We start from the raw sequence: 23,014 nt of genomic DNA, 5'->3' as shown, positions 1-23,014 counted from the left end.
GGCGCTCACCCGCCGTCACCTCTCCTTCTGCAGTACGGACAGTGCGGCGATGAGCTCGGCCTGCGGTTCCGGGGTGACGCCGAACGCGTCGATCGGTGCCATGCGCCGGTCGCGCTCCTCCTGGAGGACGCGGTCGACGTACGCGTCGATCAGCTCCGCGCCCCTGTCGCGGAGGCGGAGGGTGCCCTGGGCCCCGATCAGCTCCGCGAGCCGCTCCCCCGCCCCGCGCGCGCGGCGCCCGCCGAGGAGGGTCACGGCCAGCAGCGCGGCCACCGTGTCGGAGTCGGGCGCGGGGGAGCGCTCGGCGCGCCGCGCCTCGTCCTCGGCCAGTTCCTCCAGGACGCGGCGCCAGCGGCGCACGGCCATGCCCACGCGCTCCCCCGCCTCCCGGTCGCGCCCGACGGGGACGGCGCCGAAGACGGAGGCAGCCGGTTCGCACCGCCACGCCTCCCGCAGGTGCTCGTCGGCGGCGGCGACGGCGCAGTGGAGGAGGGCGCCGAAGGACTCGGTGAGGGCGTCGAGCAGTTCGGCGGGGGTGCAGTCGTGGGGGTGGGCACGCCAGCGGGCGCGGGCGTCGCCCGACAGGACGGCACCGCGCCGCAGTTCGCGCCGCACCCGGTCGCCTTCCCGCCCGTACGCCGCCTCGACGGCGCCCGTGAGCCGCAGGGCGGCGGCGCACTGGGCGGCGACGGCGCCGGCGAGTTCCGGCATGCGCACGCGGAGGGAGCCGAGGACGCCGTTGGCGGTGCGGCAGACGGTCTGCCGACGGGCGTCGGGGTCCTGGGCGCGGTGGGTGAGCCAGGCGCGGAGGGAGGCGACGGCGGTGTCGGGCAGCAGACCGCTGCCGCCGCCCGCCGACTCGGGCAGCTCCGGGATGGTGAACCGGGGTACGGCGCCGAGCCCGGCCCGGACGAGGAGCGCCTCGTACTGGCGGGACACCTCGCCGATCACCTGGTGCGGGACCCGGTCGAGGACGATGGCGAGGGTGGCGTCGTACTCCTTGGCCGTGCGGAGCAGCTGCCAGGGGACGGCGTCGGCGTACCGGGAGGCGGTCGTGACCATCACCCAGATGTCGGCGGCGCAGATCAGTTCGGCGGCCACCTCCCGGCTGCCGACGACGAGGGAGTCGATGTCGGGCGCGTCGAGGAGGGCGAGCCCGCGGGGCAGGGCGTCGGCGGTCTCGACGCGCAGGGCGCGGCCTTCGGGATCCTCGTCGCCGTCCTCGCCGGGTGCGCTCCAGACGCGGGTGAAGCGGGGCAGGACGCGGGTTCCGGAGAACCAGTGGAGGTCGTCGGGATGACAGACGAGCACCGGGACGCGGGTGGTGGGCCGCAGGACGCCCGCTTCGCTGACGGGGCGCCCGACAAGGGAGTTGACGAGAGTGGACTTGCCGGCGCCGGTCGATCCGCCGACGACGGCGAGGAGCGGCGCTTCGGGATCCACGAGCCGGGGGACCAAGTAGTCGTCGAGCTGGGACAGCAGCTCGGCCCGCGTCTGCCGGGCCCTGGGAGCACCCGGGACGGGCAGGGGAAGGCGCACGGCGGCGACACGGTCGCGCAGGGCGGAGAGTGCGTCGAGGAGCTGAGGCCGTACGTCCAAGGTCACCACATGTGAAGAATGCCCAATTTCAGGATCTTTTTGAAGCGTATGACCCTCTCTGCGCGCCGGTCTCACATGGGGACAGAGGGGATGAGTGGGGCGCAGGCATAACGAGTGCACAACACCCGAGCCACGAGGCGTGAAAAGCGCTGCAGGAATCGCACCTGCCTGCGATTATCGGGTTCGCTTCACCGAACCTCCACATCGTGCCACGCAGGTGAAGCGACCGGGCCAAGGCGATCGGAGCCCTATCCTTGTCCCCGGCAAGGTCACGGACCACCCTCCCGGGCTCCAGAGGCCACAAGGCCGCACCACCGGCCCCCGTAGCTCAGTGGATAGAGCAGGTGCCTTCTAAGCACTTGGCCGCAGGTTCGAGTCCTGCCGGGGGCGCAAGAGCGGGACCCTCCTCTGGGAGGGTCTTTTTGCTGATCGGGGTCGTTTTCCGGCCAGGGGCGGGAGTGTCGGGGACAGCGCTGCGGATGGCTGGAACCGTCCGGTTGGGGCCGGTCAGGGGCGGGCTCCGGCGATCGTTCGGCCCGAAAGCGCCCCGAGGCTTCAGGGTCGGTCCCCCTGCCGGTCCGGGGGGACACATCGTCATCCGGGGTGAACCGGCGATCACGCCCGGATCGTCCTTGCCGTCATGCTTCCCACAGTTGCCGCGTGGCGTGTCGTCCCTGCCCGACCACACGTACGACTGGGCCCTGGTCGACGTCGGGACGTCCGGAGACCAGAGGCGGCGCGGCCCGCTCGCCACCGTCCGTGGACCGGCGCGGCGCCTGCTGCCCGAGGAGCGCGGCGATGTCCGTACCGAGCGCGTCCACGACCGACAGCAGGGAGGGAAGGGAAGCCGTCCCGCCGCGTTCGAGCTTGCGGACCACGCCGACGGACACACCGGCGGCCTCCGCCAGCCGCTCCTGCGTCGTCGTGCCGCGCAGCACCTTCAAGCGCTCAGAGGTGGTGTGCTCCGACCACCGCGTCCTCCAGGACCTCCGCGTGACGGGCCCCACGCGGACAGTACTGGCGGCGACGCCGCAGCGGACCGCCTTCGATCGGACGGCAGTGGGGCTCAGACAGTGAGCACAGCCGTGACGCCGAGGAGAGCCTCCAACTCGGCCACGGCCGTGTCCTCGTCGGTCACGTGAACGGTCGTGATGCCCAGCTCGGCGGCCGGCGGCAGGTTCTTCTCACGGTCGTCCACGAACACGCACCGCTCGGCGGGCAACCCGATCCGCTCCAGGGCCAGGCGGTAGATCGCCGGATCCGGCTTCGCCAACCCCTCCAGCTCGGAGACGACGTGCACGTCGAACAAGTCCCAGATGCCGACGTGCTCGTACGGGTTGAACGGATCGAGGCCGAAGCTGTTGGACAGGAGCGCGAGCCGGTGGCCGGCGGCCCGCGCGGCACGCGCCAGAGCGATCATCCGACGTGCCGGTGGCACCTCGGCCCAGGCCCGTCCCATCAGGTTCACCGGATCCACGTGCTCGCCCAGCAGGGCGGCCGTGCCCTCGTTCCACTCGGCCTGCCCGAGCTCGCCGATCTCCAGAGCCGCGTACAGACGCCGTCCTTCGGGATGGTCGTTGAGGGCGGCACGCCACGCTCCCGGCTCCAGTCCTTCGGACACGCACCATTCACGGTGGACGGCGCCGGGGCCGGCGGTGAGTACCCCGGCGAAGTCGAGGATCAGGCCGCGCTGCTCGTGCCCGTCGGCAGTGACAGTACTGTGCGGCATCTGGTGGCCGTCCCTTCCCTGACGAGTTCCACCGCCGACGCTATCGCGCGCCCAGGACCGTGGGGTACGAGTCTTCCCAAGCGTTCCGGGAGGTCGGTCGCGCGTCCAGGCGAGTCCTCCGGCACGAGGTGGCCGCGTCACGACACCATCTCCCGGCTGACGGCGGTGGCGCGTCGCGCCGCCGGTAGGGTCGGTCGGCATGACCGTCGCTCGTTCCGTCGCCCTGTTCGCCGTCGCGGCCCTCTTCGAGATCGGCGGCGCCTGGCTCGTCTGGCAGGGCATCCGCGAGCACCGGGGATGGATCTGGGTCGGCGCCGGCGTCGTCGCCCTCGGCCTGTACGGGGTGGTCGCGACCTGGCAGCACGACGCCCACTTCGGCCGCATCCTCGCCGCGTACGGGGGCGTCTTCGTCGCGGGGTCGATCGCCTGGGGCATGGTCGCCGACGGCTACCGCCCCGACCGCTACGACATCACCGGCGCCCTGGTGTGCCTCGCCGGGATGGCCGTGATCATGTACGCGCCGCGCGGCAACTGAAGCCGGACGCGCGGCCTTCACCAGCCCGTGGGCTTCACCAGCCCGTGGCCTTCGCCGGCCCACGACTTCCGCCAGGGAGGCTCCCCCCGTGAACACCCCCGCCACCCGAGCCGTCACCGTCGTGCCGCTCACCGCCGACCACGCGGACGAGGTCCTCGCGATCTACCAGGCCGGCATCGACGAGGGCGACGCCACCTTCGAGACCACCGCCCCGACCTGGGCGGAGTTCGACGCGGCCAAGCTGCCCGAGCACCGCTTCGCCGCCGTCGACGGGACCGGCCGCGTCCTCGGCTGGGTCGCGGCGGCGAAGGTCTCCGACCGGTGCGCGTACACCGGGGTCGTCGAGCACTCGGTGTACGTCCACCCCGACGCGCGCGGGCGGGGCGTCGCCTCCGCGCTCCTCGCCGCCCTCGTCGACTCCACCGAGGCGGCCGGGATCTGGACCGTCCAGTCCGGCGTCTTCCCCGAGAACACGGCGAGCCTCGCCCTCCACGAGCGCGCCGGTTTCCGGGTCGTCGGCACCCGGGAACGCGTCGGCCGCCACCACGGCCGCTGGCGCGACACCGTCCTCGTGGAGCGCCGCAGCCCCCGTATCGGCTGAGGGCCGTCCGCCGGCGAGCTGCCGGGTACGGACGTGGGCGCGGCGGGGCGGCCGTGCCACCGGTGGTCACTCCGCTGGTGGCCACGTTGCCGGTGGCCGTGCTGGTCAAGGGGCGGCGGGGGAAGTGATGGCGGCTCGCGTTCGGCGAGGCGTTCTTCGGGCCTATCCTTCTCCCCGGCCCCGGCGCCGTTCCTCCGGGCTCCCATCGGCCGCTGCGAGCGGCCAGCGGGCTCGCCCCGGGACCCCCAAGAACCCCAAGAAAAGCTCAGCCGAGGTCCTGGAGGGCCTGTTCCACCGTCCGGTGGAAGGTCGGGTACGCGAACATCATGTGCCGCAGCCGCTCCAGCGGAACCTCGGCGTGGACGGCGACCGCCAGCCCGTACAGGACCTCGCCGCCCGCCGGGCCGGCGGAGGTCGCGCCGACGAGGACGCCCCGGTCGGCGTCCGCGACGAGCTTGACCAGGCCCTCGTTGCCCGCCTTGTGGATCCAGCCGCGCGTCGACGACGGCACCTGCGCCAGCCCGGTGCGCACCGTGATGCCGCGTTCGCGGGCGGCCCGCTCGGTGAGGCCGACCGCGCCGACCTCCGGGTCGGTGAACGTGACGCGGGGCAGCGCCCGGTAGTCGGCGTCCGGGCCGGGGTCGCCGAGGATGTCCCGCGCGGCCAGCTCGCCCTGGTACATGGCGACGTGGGTGAACGCCCCGTGCCCGGTGACGTCGCCGACCGCCCACACGCGGTCCGCCGCGCGCATCCGCCCGTCCACGTCGAGGGCCTTGGCGCCGGGGTCGAGGCCGATGTGCTCGACGCCCAGGTCGGACAGCGCGGCGCGGCGGCCCGTCGCCACGAGCAGGTGCCGGGCGGTCAGTTCCTCGCCGCCGTCCAGGGTGAGGCGGAACGTCCCGTCCTCGTGCCGTACGCCGACGGCCCGCGCCCCGGCCCGTACCTCGATGCCCTCCGCGCGGAACACGTCCGCGACGAGCGCGCCCGCCTCGGGCTCCTCCGAGGGCAGCAGCCGTTCGGCCGCCTCGACGACGGTGACGGCCGTGCCGAACCGGGCGTACGCCTGCGCGAGCTCGGCGCCGATGGGCCCGCCGCCGAGGACGAGCAGTGACGGCGGGGCCTCCTTCGCGGAGACGGCGCCGCGGTTCGTCCAGTACGGCACCTCGTCGAGGCCCGGCACGGGCGGGATCCGCGGACGGCTGCCGGTGGCGAGGACCACGCCCCGCCGGGCGGTGAACACCCGCCCGTCGACGTCGACGCGCCCCGGCCCGGTGAGGCGCGCCCGGCCGCGCAGGAACCGACCGCCCTTGCCGGTGAAGCGGTCCACGGCCGCCTCGTCGTCCCAGTCGTCGGTCGCCTCGTCGCGGATGCGGGCCGCGACGGGCGCGAAGTCCGCGGCGACCTCCGTCCGCCCGGCCATGCCGGGGACGCGGCGGGCCTCGGCGAGCAGGTTGCCCGCGCGGATCATCATCTTGCTCGGTACGCACGCCCAGTACGGGCACTCCCCGCCCACCAGCTCGGCCTCCACGCCGACGACGTCCAGGCCGGCCTCGGCCAGGCGTCCGGCGACGTGCTCGCCGCCCACCCCCATGCCGACGACGACCACGTCGACCGTCTCCGCACCGGTGTCGGTGTGCTGCCCGGGACCCGCCATGGGTCTCCTCCTCACGTCGGCCCAGCCCGAAGTTCCCCACGTGGTGATCGTTATACGCACTGCCGGGGCACTTCCCGCGCAACGGCACGCGCCCGGGCGCGGAGCCCTTCGGGAGACCGCCGGGGAGCTCACCGGGGAGGGGTTCCTCCGCGTGCACGACGAAGGTCCAGGAGACGGCCTCCACCGCGGAGGGCCGCCCCCCACCCGTCCTCCACCGTTACGCGACCGTTGCCGCCGGGGCCCGACCGGTGCCCCCGGAACCGCCTCCTCCTGTCGGCCGCTTCCCCTCTCCCGGGGCCACCGCCGGCACCGGATGCGAACTCTTGTGCGGGTCAGGGGAAGTGATAACAATGATCACGCCAATCCGATCTGGGGAGCCGGAGTGTGGCTGTCGTAACGGGGGGAGTTGACGATCCATCGGTGAAAGGTCCGAAGCGCCCTTCCTGTGAAAGGTCCGAAGCGCCCTCCGTCGCCGCGCTTCGCTCTTCCGGTCCGTCCGCGCGCCCTTGACCCGGGCGCGTCCGCGCATGGACCCGTCCCATGCGCCTTTCTCATCTCATGGAACAGGAAACGAGACTCCCATGAAGTTCATCTCTCGTCTGCTCGTCGCGGGAGCGGTCGCCGGAACCGCTGTTCTCGCCGTCACCACGACCGGTGGCGCGGGAACGCAGTCCGTCGCCCCCGTCGCCGACGAGGCGCCGGGTTACGCGGTGGAGGACTTCAACTACCCGCAGGCCGACAAGATCCTCGCCGAGCAGGGCATCAAGCTGAAGCGCGGCGACGGCCACATCACCCTGGCGACCTGCGGTGATCCGACCCTCCTCGAGGTCTGGGCGCGCAGCAAGGAGAAGATCTGCTTCCGCGTCACGGGCAACCAGGGCTACCTGAGCCTGGAGATCCCCGCGGTGTACGGCGTCAAGGGCAACGCCTACAACGCCGACGTCACGATGACCGTGGACAACGAGGAGAAGTCCTTCGAGGTCCCCAAGAACACCTGGACGCCGGTCGGCGAGAGCGCGGACCCCGAGGGCCGCGACCACATGCTGCTGGAGATCGTCACCAGCAAGTAGCGCCTTCCCCCGTCCCGGGTCCCGGCACGCCCCACCCGGCCGCCGGTACCCCGCCACCCTCACCAAGGAAACGGTCATGCATCGTGCACACCTCGCCCGTTCCGCCGGGCTGGCCGCACTCACCGCGGCCCTGATAGCCGCGCCCCTGGCGGTGCCGGCCACCGCCGTCACCGGCACCGCCGAAGCGGAGGGCTCCCTCGCCTTCACCGCGCGGCTCGACATCGGCGACGGCCAGCGCGCCTGCTCCGGCGCCCTCGTCGACCGCGAGTGGATCCTCACCGCGGCCAGTTGCTTCGCCGACGACCCGGCCGTCAGCCTCGCCGTGCCCGCGGGCTCCCCGAAGCTGAAGACCACCGCCACCATCGGCCGTACGGACCTCACCACCACCGCCGGTGTGGTCCGCAACGTCGTCGAGGTCGTCGCCCACCCCTCCCGTGACGCGGCGCTCGTCCGCCTGAACCGTCCCGTCACCACCGTCGCGCCCGTCGCCGTCAGCGCCACCCCGGCCGCCGCCGGCGAGGAGCTGAAGGTCGCCGGCTACGGCCGCACGAAGACCGAGTGGGCGCCCCTCAAGCTGCACAGCGGCTCCTTCACCGTCGACGCGGTGAGCGCGAGCGACGTCAACCTCACCGGCAAGGACGGCGTGTCCGTCTGCATGGGCGACACGGGCGGCCCCGCCCTGCGCGTGGTCGACGGCCAGGCCCAGCTCGTCGCCGTCAACAGCCGCTCCGCCCAGGCCGGCTGCTTCGGCATCGACACCGCCGTCACCAGCACCGCCGCCGTCAACACCCGCGTCGACGACCTGCGCTCCTGGATCGACGCGAAGCTCGCCGCGCCCCGCTTCACCGACTTCAACTGCGACGGCGCCGAGGACGTCGCCATCGGCGATCCGAAGGCCACCGTCGGCGGCGACACCAACGCCGGTGTCATCCGCGTCGTGTACGGCGACGGCAAGGGCACCGTCGAGCTGAACCAGGACCAGGCGTACGTGCCCGGCGGCGCCGAGGCCAGCGACTGGTACGGCGAGAGCCTCGCCACCTTCGACCACAACGAGGACGGCTGCACCGACCTCGTCGTCGGCGTCCCCGCCGAGGACATCACCGTCGGCACCACCACCAACGCGGACGCCGGCTCCGTCCAGATCCTGTACGGCGCCAAGGGCGGCATCGGCACCGGCCAGGCCGCCGTCGACCACGTCCAGGGCCTCGGCGACATCCCCGTGATCAAGGGCTCGGCCTCCGAGGCGGGCGACCGCTTCGGCCACGCCGTCGCCGCCGGCCACACCGCCGAGGGCGAGCCGTACCTGCTGATCGGCGTCCCGGGCGAGGACCTCGGCACCGTCGCCAACGCGGGCAGCGCCATCTACGTGCGCGGCAGCGTCAACGTCGTCGCCAACCAGGAGAAGGCCGGCTACGCGGGCGACCCCGAGGCGAACGACCGCTTCGGCGCCTCCCTCGCCGGCTCCGCGAACCACCTGGTGATCGGCAGCCCCGGCGAGGCCATCGGCACCGAGAAGGACGCCGGCGGCGTGCAGATCCTCAAGCACGCCCTGAACGCCGACAAGGTCCTGACGCCGGTCCTCGGCTTCGACCAGGACGCCGACGTGGTCAGCGGCGGCGCCGAGCCGGGCGACCAGTTCGGCTCCTCCCTCGCCGCCGTCGCGTACCGCCCGTCCGGCGCGGCCACCGCGACCGACTCGATCATCGCCATCGGCACGCCCGGCGAGGACCTGACGGTCGACACCGCCAACAAGGCCGACGCCGGCGCCGTCCACGTCCTCCGCGTGACCGCGGCCGGCGCGGTCACCCAGGTCTCCAGCATCCAGCAGGAGGCCACCGACGTGGCGGGCGCCGTCGAGGCGGGCGACAAGTTCGGCACCAAGGTCGTCCTGGCCAACACCGCGCCGCGCGCCGTCGTCTCCCCGTCGACGCTCGTGCTCGCGGTCGGCATCCCCGGCGAGGCCCTCGGCTCCGTCGCCGGTGCCGGCGCGGTCCAGACGTTCTACCCGTTCGGCGCGGCCGGTGCGCACGACCACTGGATCCAGGCGGGCGACGCCTCCGGCCTCGGCGGCACCCCGACCGCCAACCACGCCGTCGGCACGTACCTGGGCGCTTCGGCGACGCGGCTGTACGTCGGCGTGCCCGCCGCCGCCCCGTACGGCGCCGCGTACGCCCTGCCGTGGGGCAACGCGACCGGTGGCCGCACCGGTGCCGCCGCCGCGGCGACGACGTACAAGCCGGGCACGGACGGCCTGCCCGCCGCGGGCGGCCAGTTCGGCCGCACCTTCGGCTAGCCCTTCGGGCCCGTTCCCCCGCCCCGGCGCCCTCGGTGGGCGCCGGGGCGGGGACGGGCTCCGGAAGCACGACGGGCCCCGGGAGGAAGCCTCCCGGGGCCCGTCCGTGTACGTGCCCGTCCGCGTACGGGCGGGCACGTCGTGTCAGGAGGGAACGCCGTGTCGGGCGGGCACGCCGCGCCAGGAGAGAACGCCGTGTCAGGCGGGCACGCCGTACAGGACGAGGTTCTCGGCGTACACCCGCTCCTCCGGGTCGAACGCGCCCGCGCAGGTGACCAGCGCCAGCCGGGGGCGGCCCTCCGCCGAGAACAGGTCGCCGGGCAGGGCGCCCGCCCGGTACGTGCGGCGCGCCACGATCCGGTACGTGTGGCGGCTGCCGTCCGCCGCCGCCACGTGTGCCAGCGCGCCGATCGGCAGGGAGTGCAGCGCCTCGAAGGGGCCCGGCCCCTCCTCCGCCGAGTCGAGGTGGCCGGCGAGCAGCAGCGTGCCCGCCGCCGCGCCCGGCCGGGCGCCGAGCACCCACCAGCCGATCCGCGACGGGGACGGCGGCAGGTCCAGCGCGCCGTCGCCGGTGCCGGTGACCGGGTCGACGGGCAGGCGGCCGACGTGGCCCGGCACGGTCAGGGTGACCGGCGGGGAGTGAGCGACCGCCCCGGCCGGGGCCGTCGCGCCGCCGCCGGAGGGCACCGTGCCCGCGTCGGGCGGGGCGGTCGGCGTGGCCGCCGGGAGGAACAGCGCCAGGGCCGCCGAGGCGGCGCCCGCGAGTCCGGCCCAGGCCGTGAGGCGGCCGGGGCCGGGTTCGGCGGTCAGCCGGAGGTGGCCGCCCACGCGCGTCAGCGGATGTCGTTGCGGCGGATGCGCCCGGCGGCCCAGAAGGCGCCGCCCGCGACGAGCACCCCGCCGATGGCCATGGCCGGTACCGCGACGAACGCGGGCACGCCCTCGTCGGCGAGGGCGACCTGGCCGCCGCTGCCGGCGTGGATGCTGTCGGGGACGGTCGCGGTGTGCTCGTGGCAGGTGCCGCCGCGGACCATGGACAGGTGGTGGGCGACGACCGGACGGGCGGCCTTCGCGGCGGCCGTGACCTCGGCGTCCTTCCCCTCGGCGATCTGGTGGTCGATCATGCCGAGGGTCTTGGTGTGCGCGGCGTCCTGGGCCTTCAGCCAGGCCGCGTCGTAGGCGCCGGTGCCGGCCTTGGCCATCAGTCCGGCGAGGATCCGCTGCTGCTCGGGCGTCGGGGCGGCGGGCAGGTCGACGCCGAGCTTGTCGGCCAGGGCGCGGGTCGCGGCGTCGAGCTTGGTGTGGTCGCGTTCGAGGACGCCGCCGGCCTTCTTCACGCAGGCGGTGGTGGCGTTCTTCTGGGCGTCCCGGCCGGCGGCGATCTCGGTCAGGTGGCCCTGGTGGGAGGTGCGCAGGAACGCGTAGTCGGTGGGCGGCGCGTCGGCGGCGAGTGCCGGGGCCGCGGCTATGCCGGAGAGGGTGAGGCAGGTGAGGGCCGTCGCGGCCCAGCGGTGCGTACGCATAGCGATGTCGTCATCCGTTCGTGTGGATCGGTCGTCGGCGCGGCGCGCTTCGCCGGCCTCGGTCCCATCCGGACACGCCGTTCCGCCCGGCGCCATCCGCGGTACTGCGAACCGGTTCACCCTTCACCCGAACGGTGGGTGTGCCGCCGCCCGGGCGGCGCGTGGGGGTGAACCGCTCAGCGTGGGTGTTCCGCCGCCGTGAGGTGGGGTGCTTGGCTTGGACTCGCCATCGGGGAAAACGACCCTTGTCACCGTATGCAGTCACATGAGTACATGGAGTGGCGTACGTGTGTACCGTGGGATGACGGGGGTGGTCGGCCGTGGCGAACGTCCAGGGCTCCGTACTGGGCCTGGTGGCTGCACGGGAGGGGGGCCGTGAGATCGCCCCGGCGCGGGCGGCTCCCCCGCTGGCGCCGCGCTCGCCCGGCCAGCCGGTGACGGGCACACGCCACATCTGTGCCGCGCTCGCCGCGTTGACCGAGTCGGCCCGCCGGGAGCTGCTCACCTTCGACGATCCGGCGGTCGGGCTGCGGCGGCCCGTCCCCGAGCCGTTCCAGGAACTGGCGGGCGCGTGCGTACGGACGGCCGTCGAACGGGTCCGGTCGGTCCGGCAGGTGGTGCCGCGCCACGCGCTGGCCCGGCTGACGGCCGTCGACCCGGGTGGTGTGGCGCGGCTGGCGGGACGGGCGCGGCTGACGCACACGATCCCGTTCAAGATGATCGTGGTGGATCGGACCGTCGCCGCGATCCCGCTCGACCTGGAGCTGCTCTGCAACGGGCTGCTGCTGATCCGCGACCCGGTGATCGTCCAGGCACTGGTGCGGACGCACCACGCCTGGTGGGACGCGGGCGAGGAGATCGGCGAGGCCCGGCAGCAGGGTGCCGCGCTGCCGCCGCGGCTGCGCCCGGTGCTGGACGCGCTGCTGGCCGGGCTGACCGACGAGACGGCCGCGGCGCGGCTGGGCATATCGGCGCGTACGTACAGCAGGCGCGTCGGTGAGCTGCTGGCCGCGCTGGGCACGACGAGCCGGTTCCGCGCCGGGGCGGAGGCGGCGCGGCGCGGCTGGCTGTGAGCCCGCGCCGCCACGGCCCGGCGGGCGGCACCGGCCGGCTCGTACGGTCGGCTCGTACGGTTCGCGGCGGCCCGCCCGGCACCGGTCAGCGCGCACGGCCCGGTGAGCGGCGTCGGCCAGCGCCGTACGGCCAGCGCGTAGGGGCCGCGGCGGCCGGCCCGTGGAACCCGCCCGGCACCGGTCAGCGCGTACGAGCACCCAGGGCGCTACGGGCGCTACGGGCGCTACGACACGATGTCCTTGCGGGCGAAGCCGCGGAAGGCGAGCGCGAACAGCACCAGCGCGTACGCCACGGACACGGCCGCGCCCTTGGCCATGCCGCCCCACTCCAGGTGCGGCTGGAGCGCGTCGACCCAGGCGTACTGCCAGTGCGCCGGCAGGAACTCGCGCCAGTCGCCGAGCGCCGTCACGGCGTCCAGCACGTTGCCGACGATGGTCAGGCCGACCGCGCCGCCCACCGCCCCCAGCGGGGCGTCGGTGCGCGTGGACAGCCAGAACGCCAGCCCGGCGGTGACGAGCTGGGACACGAAGACGAACGCGACGGCGATGCCGAGCCGCCCCAGGCTGTCCGCCGCGGGCAGCGCCCCACCGGTCGGCAGCCGCAGCGGCCCCCACCCGTACGCGGCGGTCCCGGCGGCGAGCGCGACGAGCGGCAGCAGCACCATCGCGGCGGCGCTGAAGCCGAGCGCCACGGCGAGCTTCGACCACAGCAGCCGGGCGCGGGGCACGGGCGCGGCGAGCAGGTAGCGCAGCGACGACCAGCCGGCCTCGGAGGCGACGGTGTCCCCGCAGAACAGCGCCACGGGGATCACCAGCAGGAAGCCGGCCGAGACGAACAGGCACGTCGCGGCGAAGTTCCCGGCCGACGCGGTCGCCGTGTCCATGAGCGTGATCCGGTTGTCCGGCCCGTCGTCCTCGCCGCCGCCGATGGCGAAGGCGACGATCAGGACGAACGGGAGGACGGCGAGGATCGCGCCCATCACGGCGGTGCGGCGCCGCTTGAGCTGCCGCACCGCCTCGACGCGCAGGGGCAGGGTGCGCCCGGCGCGGTAGCCGGGCGCCGAGTCGAGCAGCGCGGTCATGCGGCGCCTCCTCCGATCAGGGTGAGGAACGCGTCCTCCAGGCGGCGGTGCGGGCCCACGGCGGTCACGGGCACGTCGAGCCGGACCAGTCCGGCGACGAGCACGGCTGCGGTGGTGGTGCCGTCGAGCCGGACCAGCAGGCCCCCGTCCACGCGGGTCGCGGAGGCGACGCCCGGCAGCGCGGCGGCCTTCTCGACGAGCCGCTCCGGCAGGTCGCCCTCGGTGGTGACGAGCAGCGTGTCGCCGTTCCCGGTGATCTCGGCGACGGGCCCGGCCTGGACGAGCCGGCCCCGGTCCATGACCACGAGGTGCGTGCAGGACTGCTCGACCTCCGCGAGGAGGTGGCTGGAGACGATGACGGTCCGGCCGCCGGCCGCGTAACGGATCATCACGTCCCGCATCTCGCGGATCTGCGGCGGGTCGAGGCCGTTCGTCGGCTCGTCGAGGATGAGCAGGTCCGGCAGGCCGAGCATGGCCTGGGCGATGGCGAGCCGCTGCCGCATGCCCTGCGAGTACGTGCGGACGGCGCGGGCCAGCGCCGCGCCGAGCCCGGCGATCTCCAGCGCCTCGTCGACGTGGGCGTCCTCGGCGGGACGGCCGGTGGCCCGCCAGTACAACTCCAGGTTCTCCCGCCCCGACAGGTGCGGCAGGAAACCGGCGCCCTCGACGAAGGCGCCGACGCGGGACAGGACGGGCGCGCCGGGCCGGACGGCGTGCCCGAAGACCCGGATCTCGCCGTCGTCGGGCGTGATGAGGCCCATCAGCATGCGCAGCGTGGTGGTCTTGCCGGCGCCGTTGGGTCCGAGCAGCCCGAGGACCTGGCCCTTCTCGACGCGGAACGACAGGTCGCGCACGGCGTAGGCGTCGGAGGAGCGGGCGTAGCGCTTCGTCAGGCCGCTGATGGTGAGCGGTACGTCGGCCAGCTCCGGGTCCGGGGCGGGCGCGGCGGTCCTGCGGCGGGCCGTCAGCAGCAGCGCCGCCGCGACGAGGGCGCCGCCGGCCGGCAGGCCCCACACCCACCAGGGCAGCCCGGCGGCCTGGGTGCGCACGGCGGGCGCGGTCGGCACGGACAGTCCGCCGCCGGCGAGGGCGACGGTGTACGCGGCGGGGGCGGCCGGGGAGGCGTAGCCGAGGTCGGTGGCGGCCAGGACGAGGCTCAGCCGGTGCCCGGCCTCCACCTCGTGGTCGATCGCGGGCAGCGTCAGGTCGACGGTCCGGCCGTCCTCGGCGCCGTCGATCCGCACGGGGGCGACGAGTTGGGACGGGAGCACCTGCCGGCGGCCGTCCGGCCCGACGTCGTACACCTTGCCGAACAGGACGGCCTCCCCGCTGTCGGAGGTGACGGTGACGCGGACGGTGGGCGTGCCCGTGATCCGCAGCGGCTCGTCGAGCGGGCGGGTCTCGAAGCGGGCGTGCTGGCCGGGGAAGTCGAGGGAGACGCCGAGGCCGAGCGTGGACAGTTGGGAGAGGCCGCCGCCGACGCCGGGCACGGCGGAGATGCCGGGCGGGGTGGCCCCGGCCGGGTTGCGGAAGGTCTGCGGGGGCCCGGCGAGCGGGATCGTGCGGGCGCCCGCGCGCAGGCCGGGGTAGCGGTCGGCGGTGGCGCCGCGCAGGGTCGCGCGGCCGTCGGTGGAGTCGACGCCGCCGGTCCGGCTGACGCGGAAGGCGGGGCCGGTGTCGGCGGCCGTGTCGCCCTTCAGGTACCGGTCGAACCAGGCGCGGATCCTCGTGTGGACGCGGTCGGACTCGGAGGCGCCGCCGTCGTGTCCCCCGGCGATCCAGTCGACGGCGACGGGGGCGCCGTTGCGGGCGACGGCCTCGGCCATCGCGTCGGCGTGGGAGAGCGGGAAGAGGGAGTCGGACTGGCCCTGGACGATGAGGGTGGGCACCTTGACGCGGTCCGCGACGGCGGACGGGCTGCGGGCCTCCAGCAGCGCGCGGGCGGCGGGGTCCGGCTCGCCGGTGACGGCGACGCGCTCGTACATGGCGCACAGCTCGGGCTGGAACCGGCCGCAGGCGGCCGGCCGCCGCCCCTCGGGGCCGCCGGACCCGGTGGTGAAGAAGATCCCGGCCCACAGCTTCTTGAAGACGCCGTCGGGGAAGAGCGCGTCGGCGAGGTTCCAGTACGTGATCTGCGGGGCGATGGCGTCGACGCGCGGGTCGTGCCCGGCGGCGAGCAGCGAGACCGCCCCGCCGTACGACGCGCCGGACACCCCGACGCGGGGGTCGCCGGCCTCGTCGAGCCGCACCTCGGGGCGCTTCGCCAGCCAGTCGACCAGCCGTCGGACGTCCTTGACCTCGTACCGCGGGTCGTTGAGGCCGATGTGGCCGCCGGAGCGGTCGAACCCGCGGGCGGTCCAGGTCAGTACGGCGTACCCGTCGCGGGCGAGCCGCTCCGCCTGGGCGCGGACGTCGTCCTTGCTGCCGCCGAAGCCGTGCCCGAGCAGTACGGCGGGGCGGCGCCCGGAGCCGGAGGTGAAGAACGACGTGTCGATCTTCGCGCCGGGCATGGCGAGCACGGTGTCCTCGCGGTGCACGGCGGCCTCGCCGTCGGAGGCGACGGCGCTGAGGGTGCCGGCGCCCGCGAGCAGCGCGCCGGCCGCGGCGAGCGCCGCCCACCGCCGGGAAAGTCGGATCCGCATGCCTCGACCCTAAACGGCCCGGGCGGGGCCTCCCGCTGCCGCCGGTCTGAGGTGCCCCGCCTCCTCCAGGAGTAGGCGGGGGTGCCCGCGTACCGCGGGCGCGGTAGACGCGTGGGGGCGCAAGCGGACGAAGGGGACGCGCCGCGGAGTCCCGCCGCGGTGCCCCTCCGCCTCGGAACGCCTCGGAACGCCGCGCCCGCCGGGCCCGTGCGGTGCCTCAGTGGTGGCGGGGGAAGCCGAGGTCGACGCCGGAGGGGGTTTCGGAGGGATCGGGCCAGCGGGTGGTGACGACCTTGCCGCGGGTGTAGAAGCGGATGCCGTCCGTGCCGTAGACGTGGTGGTCGCCGAAGAGGGAGTCCTTCCAGCCGCCGAAGGAGTGGTAGCCGACGGGCACCGGGATCGGCACGTTGACGCCGACCATGCCCGCCTCGGCCTCCAGTTGGAAGCGGCGGGCGGCGCCGCCGTCCCGGGTGAAGACGGCGGCGCCGTTGCCGTACGGCGAGGCGTTGACGATCGCGACGCCCTCCTCGTAGGTCTCGGCGCGCAGCACGCACAGCACCGGGCCGAAGATCTCCTCCCGGTACGCCCGGGCGTCGGTCGGCACCTTGTCGAGCAGCGCGGGGCCCATCCAGAAGCCGCCCTCGTGGCCCTCGACGGTGAGGTCCGTGCCGGCGAGGACGACCTCGCACCCCTCGGCGGCGGCGCCGGTCACGTAGGAGGCGACCTTGTCGCGGTGGGCGGCGGTGATGAGCGGGCCCATCTCGGAGGTCGGGTCGGAGCCGGGGCCTACCTTGATCTTCTCGGCGCGTTCGCGGATCTTCTCGACGAGCGCGTCGCCGATCGCGCCGACCGCGACGACGGCGGAGACCGCCATGCAGCGCTCGCCCGAGGAGCCGTACGCCGCGGAGACCGCCGCGTCGGCGGCGGCGTCGAGGTCCGCGTCGGGGAGGACCAGCATGTGGTTCTTGGCGCCGCCGAGCGCCTGGACGCGCTTGCCGTGGGCGGTCGCGGTCGCGTGGACGTGCCGGGCGACGGGCGTCGAGCCGACGAACGACACGGCGTCCACACCGGGGTGGGCGAGCAGTGCCTCGACGGCGTCCTTGTCGCCCTGGACGACGTTGAACACGCCGTCCGGCAGCCCGGCTTCGGCGAGCAGTTCGGCGAGCCGGATCGACGGCGACGGGTCCTTCTCGCTGGGCTTGAGGACGAAGGTGTTGCCGCAGGCGATGGCGAGCGGGAACATCCACATCGGCACCATGGCGGGGAAGTTGAACGGGCTGATGCCGGCGACCACGCCGACGGGCTGGCGGATCGAGGCGACGTCGACCCGGTTCGACACCTGCGTGGACAGCTCGCCCTTCAGTTGTGTGGTGATCCCGCACGCCAGCTCGACGACCTCCAGGCCGCGGGCGACCTCGCCGAGCGCGTCGGAGTGGACCTTGCCGTGCTCGGCGGTGACGAGTTCGGCGATCTCGTCGCGGTGCGCGTCCAGCAGGGCGCGGAAGCGGAACAGCACGGCGGTGCGCTGCGCGAGCGACGAGGTGCCCCAGGTCGCGTAGGCGTCCCTGGCGGCGGCGACGGCGGCGTCGACCTCGTCGGCGGAGGCGAGCGCGACCCGGGCGGCGGCCTCGCCGGTGGCCGGGTCGGCGACGGGGCCCCAGCGGCCCGACGTGCCCTCGACGGGCTTGCCACCGATCCAGTGGTGGACGGTCTTCGTCATGGCGTGCGTACTCCTTCGCAGACGGCGGCGTCGAGCCGATCCCACCACGTGTTCCGGGCGCGTCGCGCCCGACACTGTGTCGGGCGTTCCGGGGTCGCCGTAGACAGGTGCGGTGGTGCGCTCCTCACGGGTCTCAGCGTTCCACGGCCGTCACATTTGTCACCAAACAGCGGATGTGCGGTCACGGCCGTTCAACAGCATGCCTCCATTCGGTCACTCTGCGTCGCCGGCCGGGCACAGGGTCGGTGATCATCAGTCCGCGCCGCGGTTCCCCGACGACCCTCCCGGGTCGCGCCGCGGCCCGCACAGGGAGGTGCCATCCAGATGACGGACCGGATGCTCTGGTCGTACAAGGAGATCGCGGCGCACATCCGGGTGCAGCCGGACACCGTCCGCTCGTACCGCAAGCACGGCCTCCTGCCGCAGCCCGACCACGTGGAGGCGGGCAAGCCCTACTGGCACGCGGACACGATCCGCACCTGGGTGGCCAACCGCCCCGGCAACCGCCACCGGGGCGGTTGACCCGGCCCCGGGCCCCGGCCGCAGAGGGCCGGGGCCCTCCGGCGGCGCACGGGCCGGGGCCCTCCGGCGGCACACGCGGCCCGCGAACCGCAGCCGCGACCTCCGGATCGCGATCGGCCCGGCGGGCCGCGACCGGGGGCCGGGGGCCGGGGGCCGAGGCGCTCCGGCCCCTCCTCGCGTACGACTTCGAGCGGCTGGGCCCGCACCGCGTCCACCTCCTCGCGTACGCCTTCGATCCGCGCGCCCTGCGCGTCCACGAGCGCGTCGGCTTCGTCCGGGGAGGGGTGGGGCGGCAGGCTCTGCCGCACGAGGGCGCGCGGCTCGACTCGATCCGGGCGGCGATCCCGGCGCACAAGTGGGCGGCGCACCGCGACCACGCTGGAATTCATACCCCCTAGGGGTATAAAGTGGCGATCGCACCGGGGCACCGCCCCTCCCCCGTCTCCAAAGGAGAAGCACCATGACCGCCGAGACGAACACCGACGTCACCACCGTGTACGAGGTCAAGGGCATGACCTGCGGGCACTGCGAGGGCGCCGTCACGCAGGAGCTCTCCGCGCTCCCGGGCGTCACCTCGGTCCAGGCCGTCGCCGCCACCGGCAGGGTGACCGTCACCTCCGGCGCGCCGCTCGACGAGGAGGCGGTCCGCGCCGCCGTGGACGAGGCCGGCTACGAACTGGTCGGCACGGCCGCCTGAACACCGGCCGCCGACTCCTGTGCGGGCCGTATCGCGATAAATGCCGTGATGCGGCCCGCTCCACCTGCTCAACCGAACGGTCGTTCAAGTGAATTCACCTTCACGTGACTCACCGGACCTTCACACGGAGACCTAGATCACAGATATTTAGGGGTAACCATTTGGACGGCTCGCGAGTCTGAATGGGCGATGCCGAGAACGTCTTGGGGGACGTTCATGGGATGTCTTGGGGGACGTCCCAAGGCAAGCGTTGGCCGGGGCACGTGCACCGGGGAGCTTTGAGCGGCCCTCCCGTCCGTACGTACCCCGGCAGACCGCATGCGCGAGCTTCTGCTGAAACCGGCAGACGCCCGGACCGGATCCCGTGGGGGGAATCCGCACCGGGGATATGGGAAGCGCCCCGCTCGCCGACCCGTGGGGGGATCGGCAGGCGGGGCGCTTTCGCGGGTCCGGGCACCGGCCCGGGCAGGGTCGGCGTCAGCGGCCCTCGACCGGGACGAAGTCGCGCAGGACCTCACCCGTGTAGATCTGGCGCGGGCGGCCGATGCGGGAACCCGGCTCCTTGATCATCTCGTGCCACTGGGCGATCCAGCCCGGCAGGCGGCCGAGGGCGAACAGCACCGTGAACATCTCCGTCGGGAAGCCCATGGCGCGGTAGATCAGACCCGTGTAGAAGTCCACGTTCGGGTAGAGGTTGCGCGAGACGAAGTAGTCGTCGGCGAGCGCGTGCTCCTCCAGCTTCAGCGCGATGTCCAGCAGCTCGTCGCTCTTGCCGAGCGCCGAGAGGACGTCGTGCGCCGCCGCCTTGATGATCTTCGCCCGGGGGTCGAAGCTCTTGTAGACGCGGTGGCCGAAGCCCATCAGACGGACGCCGTCCTCCTTGTTCTTCACCTTGCGGATGAAGGAGTCGACGTCGCCGCCGTTGGCCTGGATGCCCTGGAGCATCTCCAGCACCGACTGGTTGGCGCCGCCGTGCAGCGGGCCCCACAGGGCCGAGATGCCGGCGGAGATCGACGCGAACATGTTCGCCTGCGACGAGCCGACCAGGCGGACCGTGGACGTCGAACAGTTCTGCTCGTGGTCCGCGTGGAGGATCAGCAGCTTGTCGAGGGCCGAGACGACGACCGGGTCCAGCTCGTACTCCTGCGCCGGCACGGAGAACGTCATGCGCAGGAAGTTCTCGACGTACGACAGGTCGTTGCGCGGGTAGACGAACGGGTGGCCGATCGACTTCTTGTAGGCGTACGCCGCGATCGTCGGCAGCTTCGCCAGCAGCCGGATCGTCGACAGGTGGCGCTGCTTCTCGTCGAACGGGTTGTGGCTGTCCTGGTAGAAGGTCGACAGGGCGCTGACCACGGACGACAGCATCGCCATCGGGTGCGCGTCGCGCGGGAAGCCGTCGAAGAACCGCTTGACGTCCTCGTGGAGCAGCGTGTGCTGCGTGATCTCGTTGGTGAAGGCCTCCAGCTGGTCGACCTTCGGGAGCTCACCGTTGATCAGCAGGTACGCCACCTCGAGGAAGGTGGAGCGCTCGGCGAGCTGCTCGATCGGGTAGCCGCGGTAGCGCAGGATGCCCTGCTCGCCGTCCAGGTAGGTGATCGCGGATTTGTACGCGGCCGTGTTGCCGTAGCCGCTGTCCAGGGTCACCAGACCCGTCTGCGCGCGAAGCTTCCCAATGTCGAAGCCCTTGTCCCCGACGGTGCTCTCGACCACCGGGTAGGTGTACTCGCCGTCCGCGTACCGCAGTACTACAGAGTTGTCGCTCACGTCATCCCTCACCGACGTTGTGCCTCTTCTTCGAGGTGCCCTGACTGTCTCTACCATCCCCCACTTGGCTCAGCAGAGTGCACTCGGGGTCGACCATTGGGCCTATTGGCGGCACTGAGTGCCGTCAACCTGCTCATCCTGCCCCCTTCGCCCCGGTTCCGAAAGTCCTACGTGACGTTTCCCACGGGCCGTCCTCCTGTCAGCCGGTGGTCGAGTGCGGTAAAGCGCCGACCGGCCGAGACCGTCCGGACGGCCTGGCCGATCGCCTTGCGGGACCCGACGAGGACGACCAGCTTCCGGGCGCGGGTGACGGCCGTGTAGAGCAGGTTGCGCTGGAGCATCATCCAGGCGCCGGTCGTGACGGGGATCACCACGGCCGGGTACTCGCTGCCCTGCGAGCGGTGGATCGTCACCGCGTACGCGTGGGCCAGCTCGTCCAGTTCGTCGAAGTCGTACGCCACCTCCTCGTCCTCGTCCGTCAGCACCGTCAGCCGCTGGTCGTCCGGGTCGAGGGCGGTGACCACCCCCACCGTGCCGTTGAAGACGCCGTTCCTGCCCTTCTCGTAGTTGTTGCGGATCTGCGTGACCTTGTCCCCGACGCGGAAGACGCGCCCGCCGAACCGCTTCTCCGGCAGGCCGGGGCGGGCCGGGGTGACGGCCTGCTGGAGGAGCCCGTTGAGCGTGCCCGCGCCGGCCGGGCCGCGGTGCATGGGCGCCAGGACCTGCACGTCCCGGCGCGGGTCGAGGCCGAACTTCGCCGGGACGCGGCGGGCGGCCACGTCGACCGTGAGCCGCCCGGCCTCCTCGGTGTCCTCCGTGACGAACAGGAAGAAGTCCGGCAGGCCGCTGGTCACCGGGTACTCCCCGGCGTTGATCCGGTGCGCGTTGGTGACGACGCCGGACTTCTGCGCCTGGCGGAAGATCCGCGTGAGCCGCACGGACGGGACCGGGCTGTCCGGCGCCAGCAGGTCGCCCAGCACCTGCCCCGCGCCGACGCTCGGCAACTGGTCCACGTCCCCCACCAGCAGCAGGTGCGCGCCCGGCGCGACCGCCTTGACCAGCTTGTTCGCCAGCAGCAGGTCCAGCATCGACGCCTCGTCGACCACCACGAGGTCCGCGTCGAGCGGCCGGTCCCGGTCGTACGCCGCGTCGCCGCCGGGCTTCAGCTCCAGCAGCCGGTGCACCGTCGACGCCTCGGCGCCCGTCAGCTCCGCGAGCCGCTTGGCCGCCCGGCCCGTGGGCGCGGCCAGCAGGACCTTCGCCTTCTTGGCGCGGGCCAGCTCCACGACCGAGCGGACCGTGAACGACTTGCCGCAGCCCGGCCCGCCGGTCAGCACGGCGACCTTCCGGGTGAGGGCGAGCCGTACGGCGGCCTCCTGTTCGGGCGCCAGCTCCACCCCCGTGCGGTCCGCGAGCCACGCCAGGGCCTTGTCCCAGGCGACGTCCTGGAAGGCGGGCATGCGGTCCTCCCCGGCCCGCGCCAGGCGCAGCAACTGCGCGGCGAGGGACACCTCCGCGCGGTGGAACGGCAGCAGGTACACGGCCGTGACCGGCTCGCCGTCCGGACCGGGTACCCGCTCCCGTACGACGCCGCCCTCCTCCTCGTCCGCCGCCAGCTCGGCGAGGCAGTCGATGACGAGGCCCGTGTCGACCTGGAGGAGCTTCACCGTGTCCGCGATGAGCCGCTCCTCGGGCAGGAAGCAGTGCCCCTGGTCGGCCGACTGGGACAGGGCGTGGCGCAGCCCGGCCTTGACCCGGTCGGGGCTGTCGTGGGGGATGCCGACGGCCCGCGCGATGCGGTCGGCGGTGAGGAAGCCGATGCCCCACACGTCGGCGGCCAGCCGGTACGGCTGGTTCCGCACGACGGAGATCGACGCGTCGCCGTACTTCTTGTAGATCCGCACCGCGATCGAGGTGGACACGCCGACGCCCTGGAGGAAGACCATGACCTCCTTGATGGCCTTCTGCTCCTCCCAGGCGGCGCCGATCATCCGCGTCCGCTTCGGGCCGAGGCCGGGCACCTCGACGAGCCGCTCCGGCTCCCGCTCGATGACGTCGAGCGTGTCCGTGCCGAAGTGCTCCACGATCCGGTCGGCGATGCGCGGGCCGATGCCCTTGATCAGCCCGGAGCCCAGGTAGCGGCGGATGCCCTGGATGGTCGCGGGCAGCACCGTCGTGTAGTTCTCCACGGTGAACTGCCGCCCGTACTGCGGGTGCGAGCCCCAGCGGCCCTCCATCCGCAGCGACTCGCCCGGCTGCGCGCCGAGCAGCGAGCCGACGACGGTGAGCAGCTCACCGCCGCCGCGCCCGGTGTCGACCCGGGCGACCGTGTACCCGTTCTCCTCGTTGCTGTACGTGATCCGTTCGAGGACGCCTTCCACCACCGCCGTCTGCGACATGCCCCCGACGCTACCCATCCCCTCCGACAGCGCGCCGCCGCCTGTGGACGAACCGTCCACGGGCGGCGGGCGGGGCCGGGGGGGGGGGCGGGGGCCCCCCGGGCCCCC

General features: G+C 73.7%; 18 protein-coding genes and 1 tRNA gene. 8 read left to right on the top strand and 11 right to left on the bottom strand.

What is annotated here, in order from left to right; genetic code table 11:
• Positions 1 to 15 precede the first annotated feature (15 nt).
• On the bottom strand, positions 16 to 1,599 hold the full coding sequence (locus RND61_RS30430; protein WP_315881395.1) for a dynamin family protein: 1,584 nt from the start codon (positions 1,597 to 1,599) through the stop codon (positions 16 to 18).
• 317 nt (positions 1,600 to 1,916) lie between these two features.
• On the opposite strand from RND61_RS30430, the gene RND61_RS30425 reads away from it, so the two are divergent.
• A tRNA-Arg gene (locus RND61_RS30425) sits at positions 1,917 to 1,989 on the top strand.
• Positions 1,990 to 2,237: 248 nt separating this feature from the next.
• Here RND61_RS30425 and RND61_RS30420 read toward each other — a convergent pair.
• Together RND61_RS30420 and RND61_RS30415 are read right to left on the bottom strand one after the other, a co-directional pair.
• Positions 2,238 to 2,537: a helix-turn-helix domain-containing protein gene (locus RND61_RS30420; protein ID WP_315881394.1), complete on the bottom strand. Its 300-nt coding sequence runs from the start codon at positions 2,535 to 2,537 to the stop codon at positions 2,238 to 2,240.
• 128 nt (positions 2,538 to 2,665) lie between these two features.
• Positions 2,666 to 3,328 (bottom strand): HAD-IA family hydrolase, encoded by a 663-nt coding sequence (locus tag RND61_RS30415; RefSeq protein ID WP_315881385.1) that lies wholly within the window; start codon positions 3,326 to 3,328, stop codon positions 2,666 to 2,668.
• A gap of 199 nt (positions 3,329 to 3,527) precedes the next feature.
• Between RND61_RS30415 and RND61_RS30410 the strand changes: the two genes are divergently transcribed.
• Positions 3,528 to 3,863, top strand: a complete 336-nt coding sequence (locus RND61_RS30410) for a YnfA family protein (protein WP_315881384.1) — start codon at positions 3,528 to 3,530, stop codon at positions 3,861 to 3,863.
• 88 nt (positions 3,864 to 3,951) lie between these two features.
• A complete protein-coding gene (locus RND61_RS30405; protein WP_315881383.1) occupies positions 3,952 to 4,464 on the top strand; it encodes a GNAT family N-acetyltransferase in 513 nt (170 codons plus the stop codon).
• Positions 4,465 to 4,729: 265 nt separating this feature from the next.
• Here RND61_RS30405 and RND61_RS30400 read toward each other — a convergent pair whose 3' ends face one another.
• Complete coding sequence (locus RND61_RS30400) at positions 4,730 to 6,118, bottom strand: dihydrolipoyl dehydrogenase family protein (RefSeq protein WP_315881382.1); 1,389 nt, start codon at positions 6,116 to 6,118, stop codon at positions 4,730 to 4,732.
• A gap of 581 nt (positions 6,119 to 6,699) precedes the next feature.
• Here RND61_RS30400 and RND61_RS30395 point away from each other — a divergent pair.
• Together RND61_RS30395 and RND61_RS30390 are read left to right on the top strand one after the other, a co-directional pair.
• Positions 6,700 to 7,188 (top strand): hypothetical protein, encoded by a 489-nt coding sequence (locus RND61_RS30395; RefSeq protein WP_315881381.1) that lies wholly within the window; start codon positions 6,700 to 6,702, stop codon positions 7,186 to 7,188.
• A 76-nt stretch (positions 7,189 to 7,264) separates the two neighbouring features.
• Entirely contained in the window at positions 7,265 to 9,481 is a 2,217-nt protein-coding gene (locus tag RND61_RS30390) for a S1 family peptidase (RefSeq protein ID WP_315881380.1), read from the top strand.
• Positions 9,482 to 9,679: 198 nt separating this feature from the next.
• Here RND61_RS30390 and RND61_RS30385 read toward each other — a convergent pair whose 3' ends face one another.
• Together RND61_RS30385 and RND61_RS30380 are read right to left on the bottom strand one after the other, a co-directional pair.
• Positions 9,680 to 10,309, bottom strand: coding sequence for a class F sortase (locus tag RND61_RS30385; protein ID WP_315881379.1), 630 nt, complete (start codon positions 10,307 to 10,309; stop codon positions 9,680 to 9,682).
• A gap of 5 nt (positions 10,310 to 10,314) precedes the next feature.
• A complete protein-coding gene (locus RND61_RS30380) occupies positions 10,315 to 11,004 on the bottom strand; it encodes a DUF4142 domain-containing protein (RefSeq protein WP_315881378.1) in 690 nt (229 codons plus the stop codon).
• 320 nt (positions 11,005 to 11,324) lie between these two features.
• Between RND61_RS30380 and RND61_RS30375 the strand changes: the two genes are divergently transcribed.
• A complete protein-coding gene (locus tag RND61_RS30375) occupies positions 11,325 to 12,077 on the top strand; it encodes a helix-turn-helix transcriptional regulator (protein WP_315881377.1) in 753 nt (250 codons plus the stop codon).
• Between the two features lie 224 nt (positions 12,078 to 12,301).
• On the opposite strand, the gene RND61_RS30370 is transcribed toward RND61_RS30375, so the two are convergent.
• The 3 genes from RND61_RS30370 to RND61_RS30360 all read right to left on the bottom strand — a co-directional run bounded on the left by RND61_RS30370 (position 12,302) and on the right by RND61_RS30360 (position 17,521).
• Entirely contained in the window at positions 12,302 to 13,159 is an 858-nt protein-coding gene (locus RND61_RS30370) for an ABC transporter permease (protein ID WP_315881376.1), read from the bottom strand.
• Positions 13,156 to 15,801 carry an alpha/beta fold hydrolase gene (locus RND61_RS30365; RefSeq protein ID WP_315881375.1) on the bottom strand — a complete coding sequence of 882 codons (2,646 nt, stop codon included), beginning with the start codon at positions 15,799 to 15,801 and terminating at the stop codon, positions 13,156 to 13,158. The genes RND61_RS30370 and RND61_RS30365 overlap by 4 nt, the downstream gene beginning before the upstream one ends.
• 217 nt (positions 15,802 to 16,018) lie before the next feature.
• Complete coding sequence (locus tag RND61_RS30360; protein ID WP_315881374.1) at positions 16,019 to 17,521, bottom strand: CoA-acylating methylmalonate-semialdehyde dehydrogenase; 1,503 nt, start codon at positions 17,519 to 17,521, stop codon at positions 16,019 to 16,021.
• A gap of 324 nt (positions 17,522 to 17,845) precedes the next feature.
• Between RND61_RS30360 and RND61_RS30355 the strand changes: the two genes are divergently transcribed.
• Together RND61_RS30355 and RND61_RS30350 are read left to right on the top strand one after the other, a co-directional pair.
• Complete coding sequence (locus RND61_RS30355) at positions 17,846 to 18,043, top strand: helix-turn-helix transcriptional regulator (RefSeq protein ID WP_315881373.1); 198 nt, start codon at positions 17,846 to 17,848, stop codon at positions 18,041 to 18,043.
• Between the two features lie 460 nt (positions 18,044 to 18,503).
• A complete protein-coding gene (locus RND61_RS30350) occupies positions 18,504 to 18,740 on the top strand; it encodes a heavy-metal-associated domain-containing protein (protein ID WP_315881372.1) in 237 nt (78 codons plus the stop codon).
• A gap of 477 nt (positions 18,741 to 19,217) precedes the next feature.
• Here RND61_RS30350 and RND61_RS30345 read toward each other — a convergent pair whose 3' ends face one another.
• Together RND61_RS30345 and recD2 are read right to left on the bottom strand one after the other, a co-directional pair.
• Entirely contained in the window at positions 19,218 to 20,507 is a 1,290-nt protein-coding gene (locus RND61_RS30345) for a citrate synthase (protein ID WP_315881393.1), read from the bottom strand.
• Between the two features lie 167 nt (positions 20,508 to 20,674).
• Entirely contained in the window at positions 20,675 to 22,906 is a 2,232-nt protein-coding gene (recD2, locus tag RND61_RS30340; protein WP_315881371.1) for an SF1B family DNA helicase RecD2, read from the bottom strand.
• Positions 22,907 to 23,014 lie beyond the last annotated feature (108 nt).

Origin of the sequence: Streptomyces tamarix (assembly GCF_032423885.1) — a bacterium.
GTDB classification, from domain to species: Bacteria; Actinomycetota; Actinomycetes; order Streptomycetales; family Streptomycetaceae; genus Streptomyces; species Streptomyces tamarix.
This window is presented reverse-complemented; position numbering and strand designations above follow the sequence as displayed.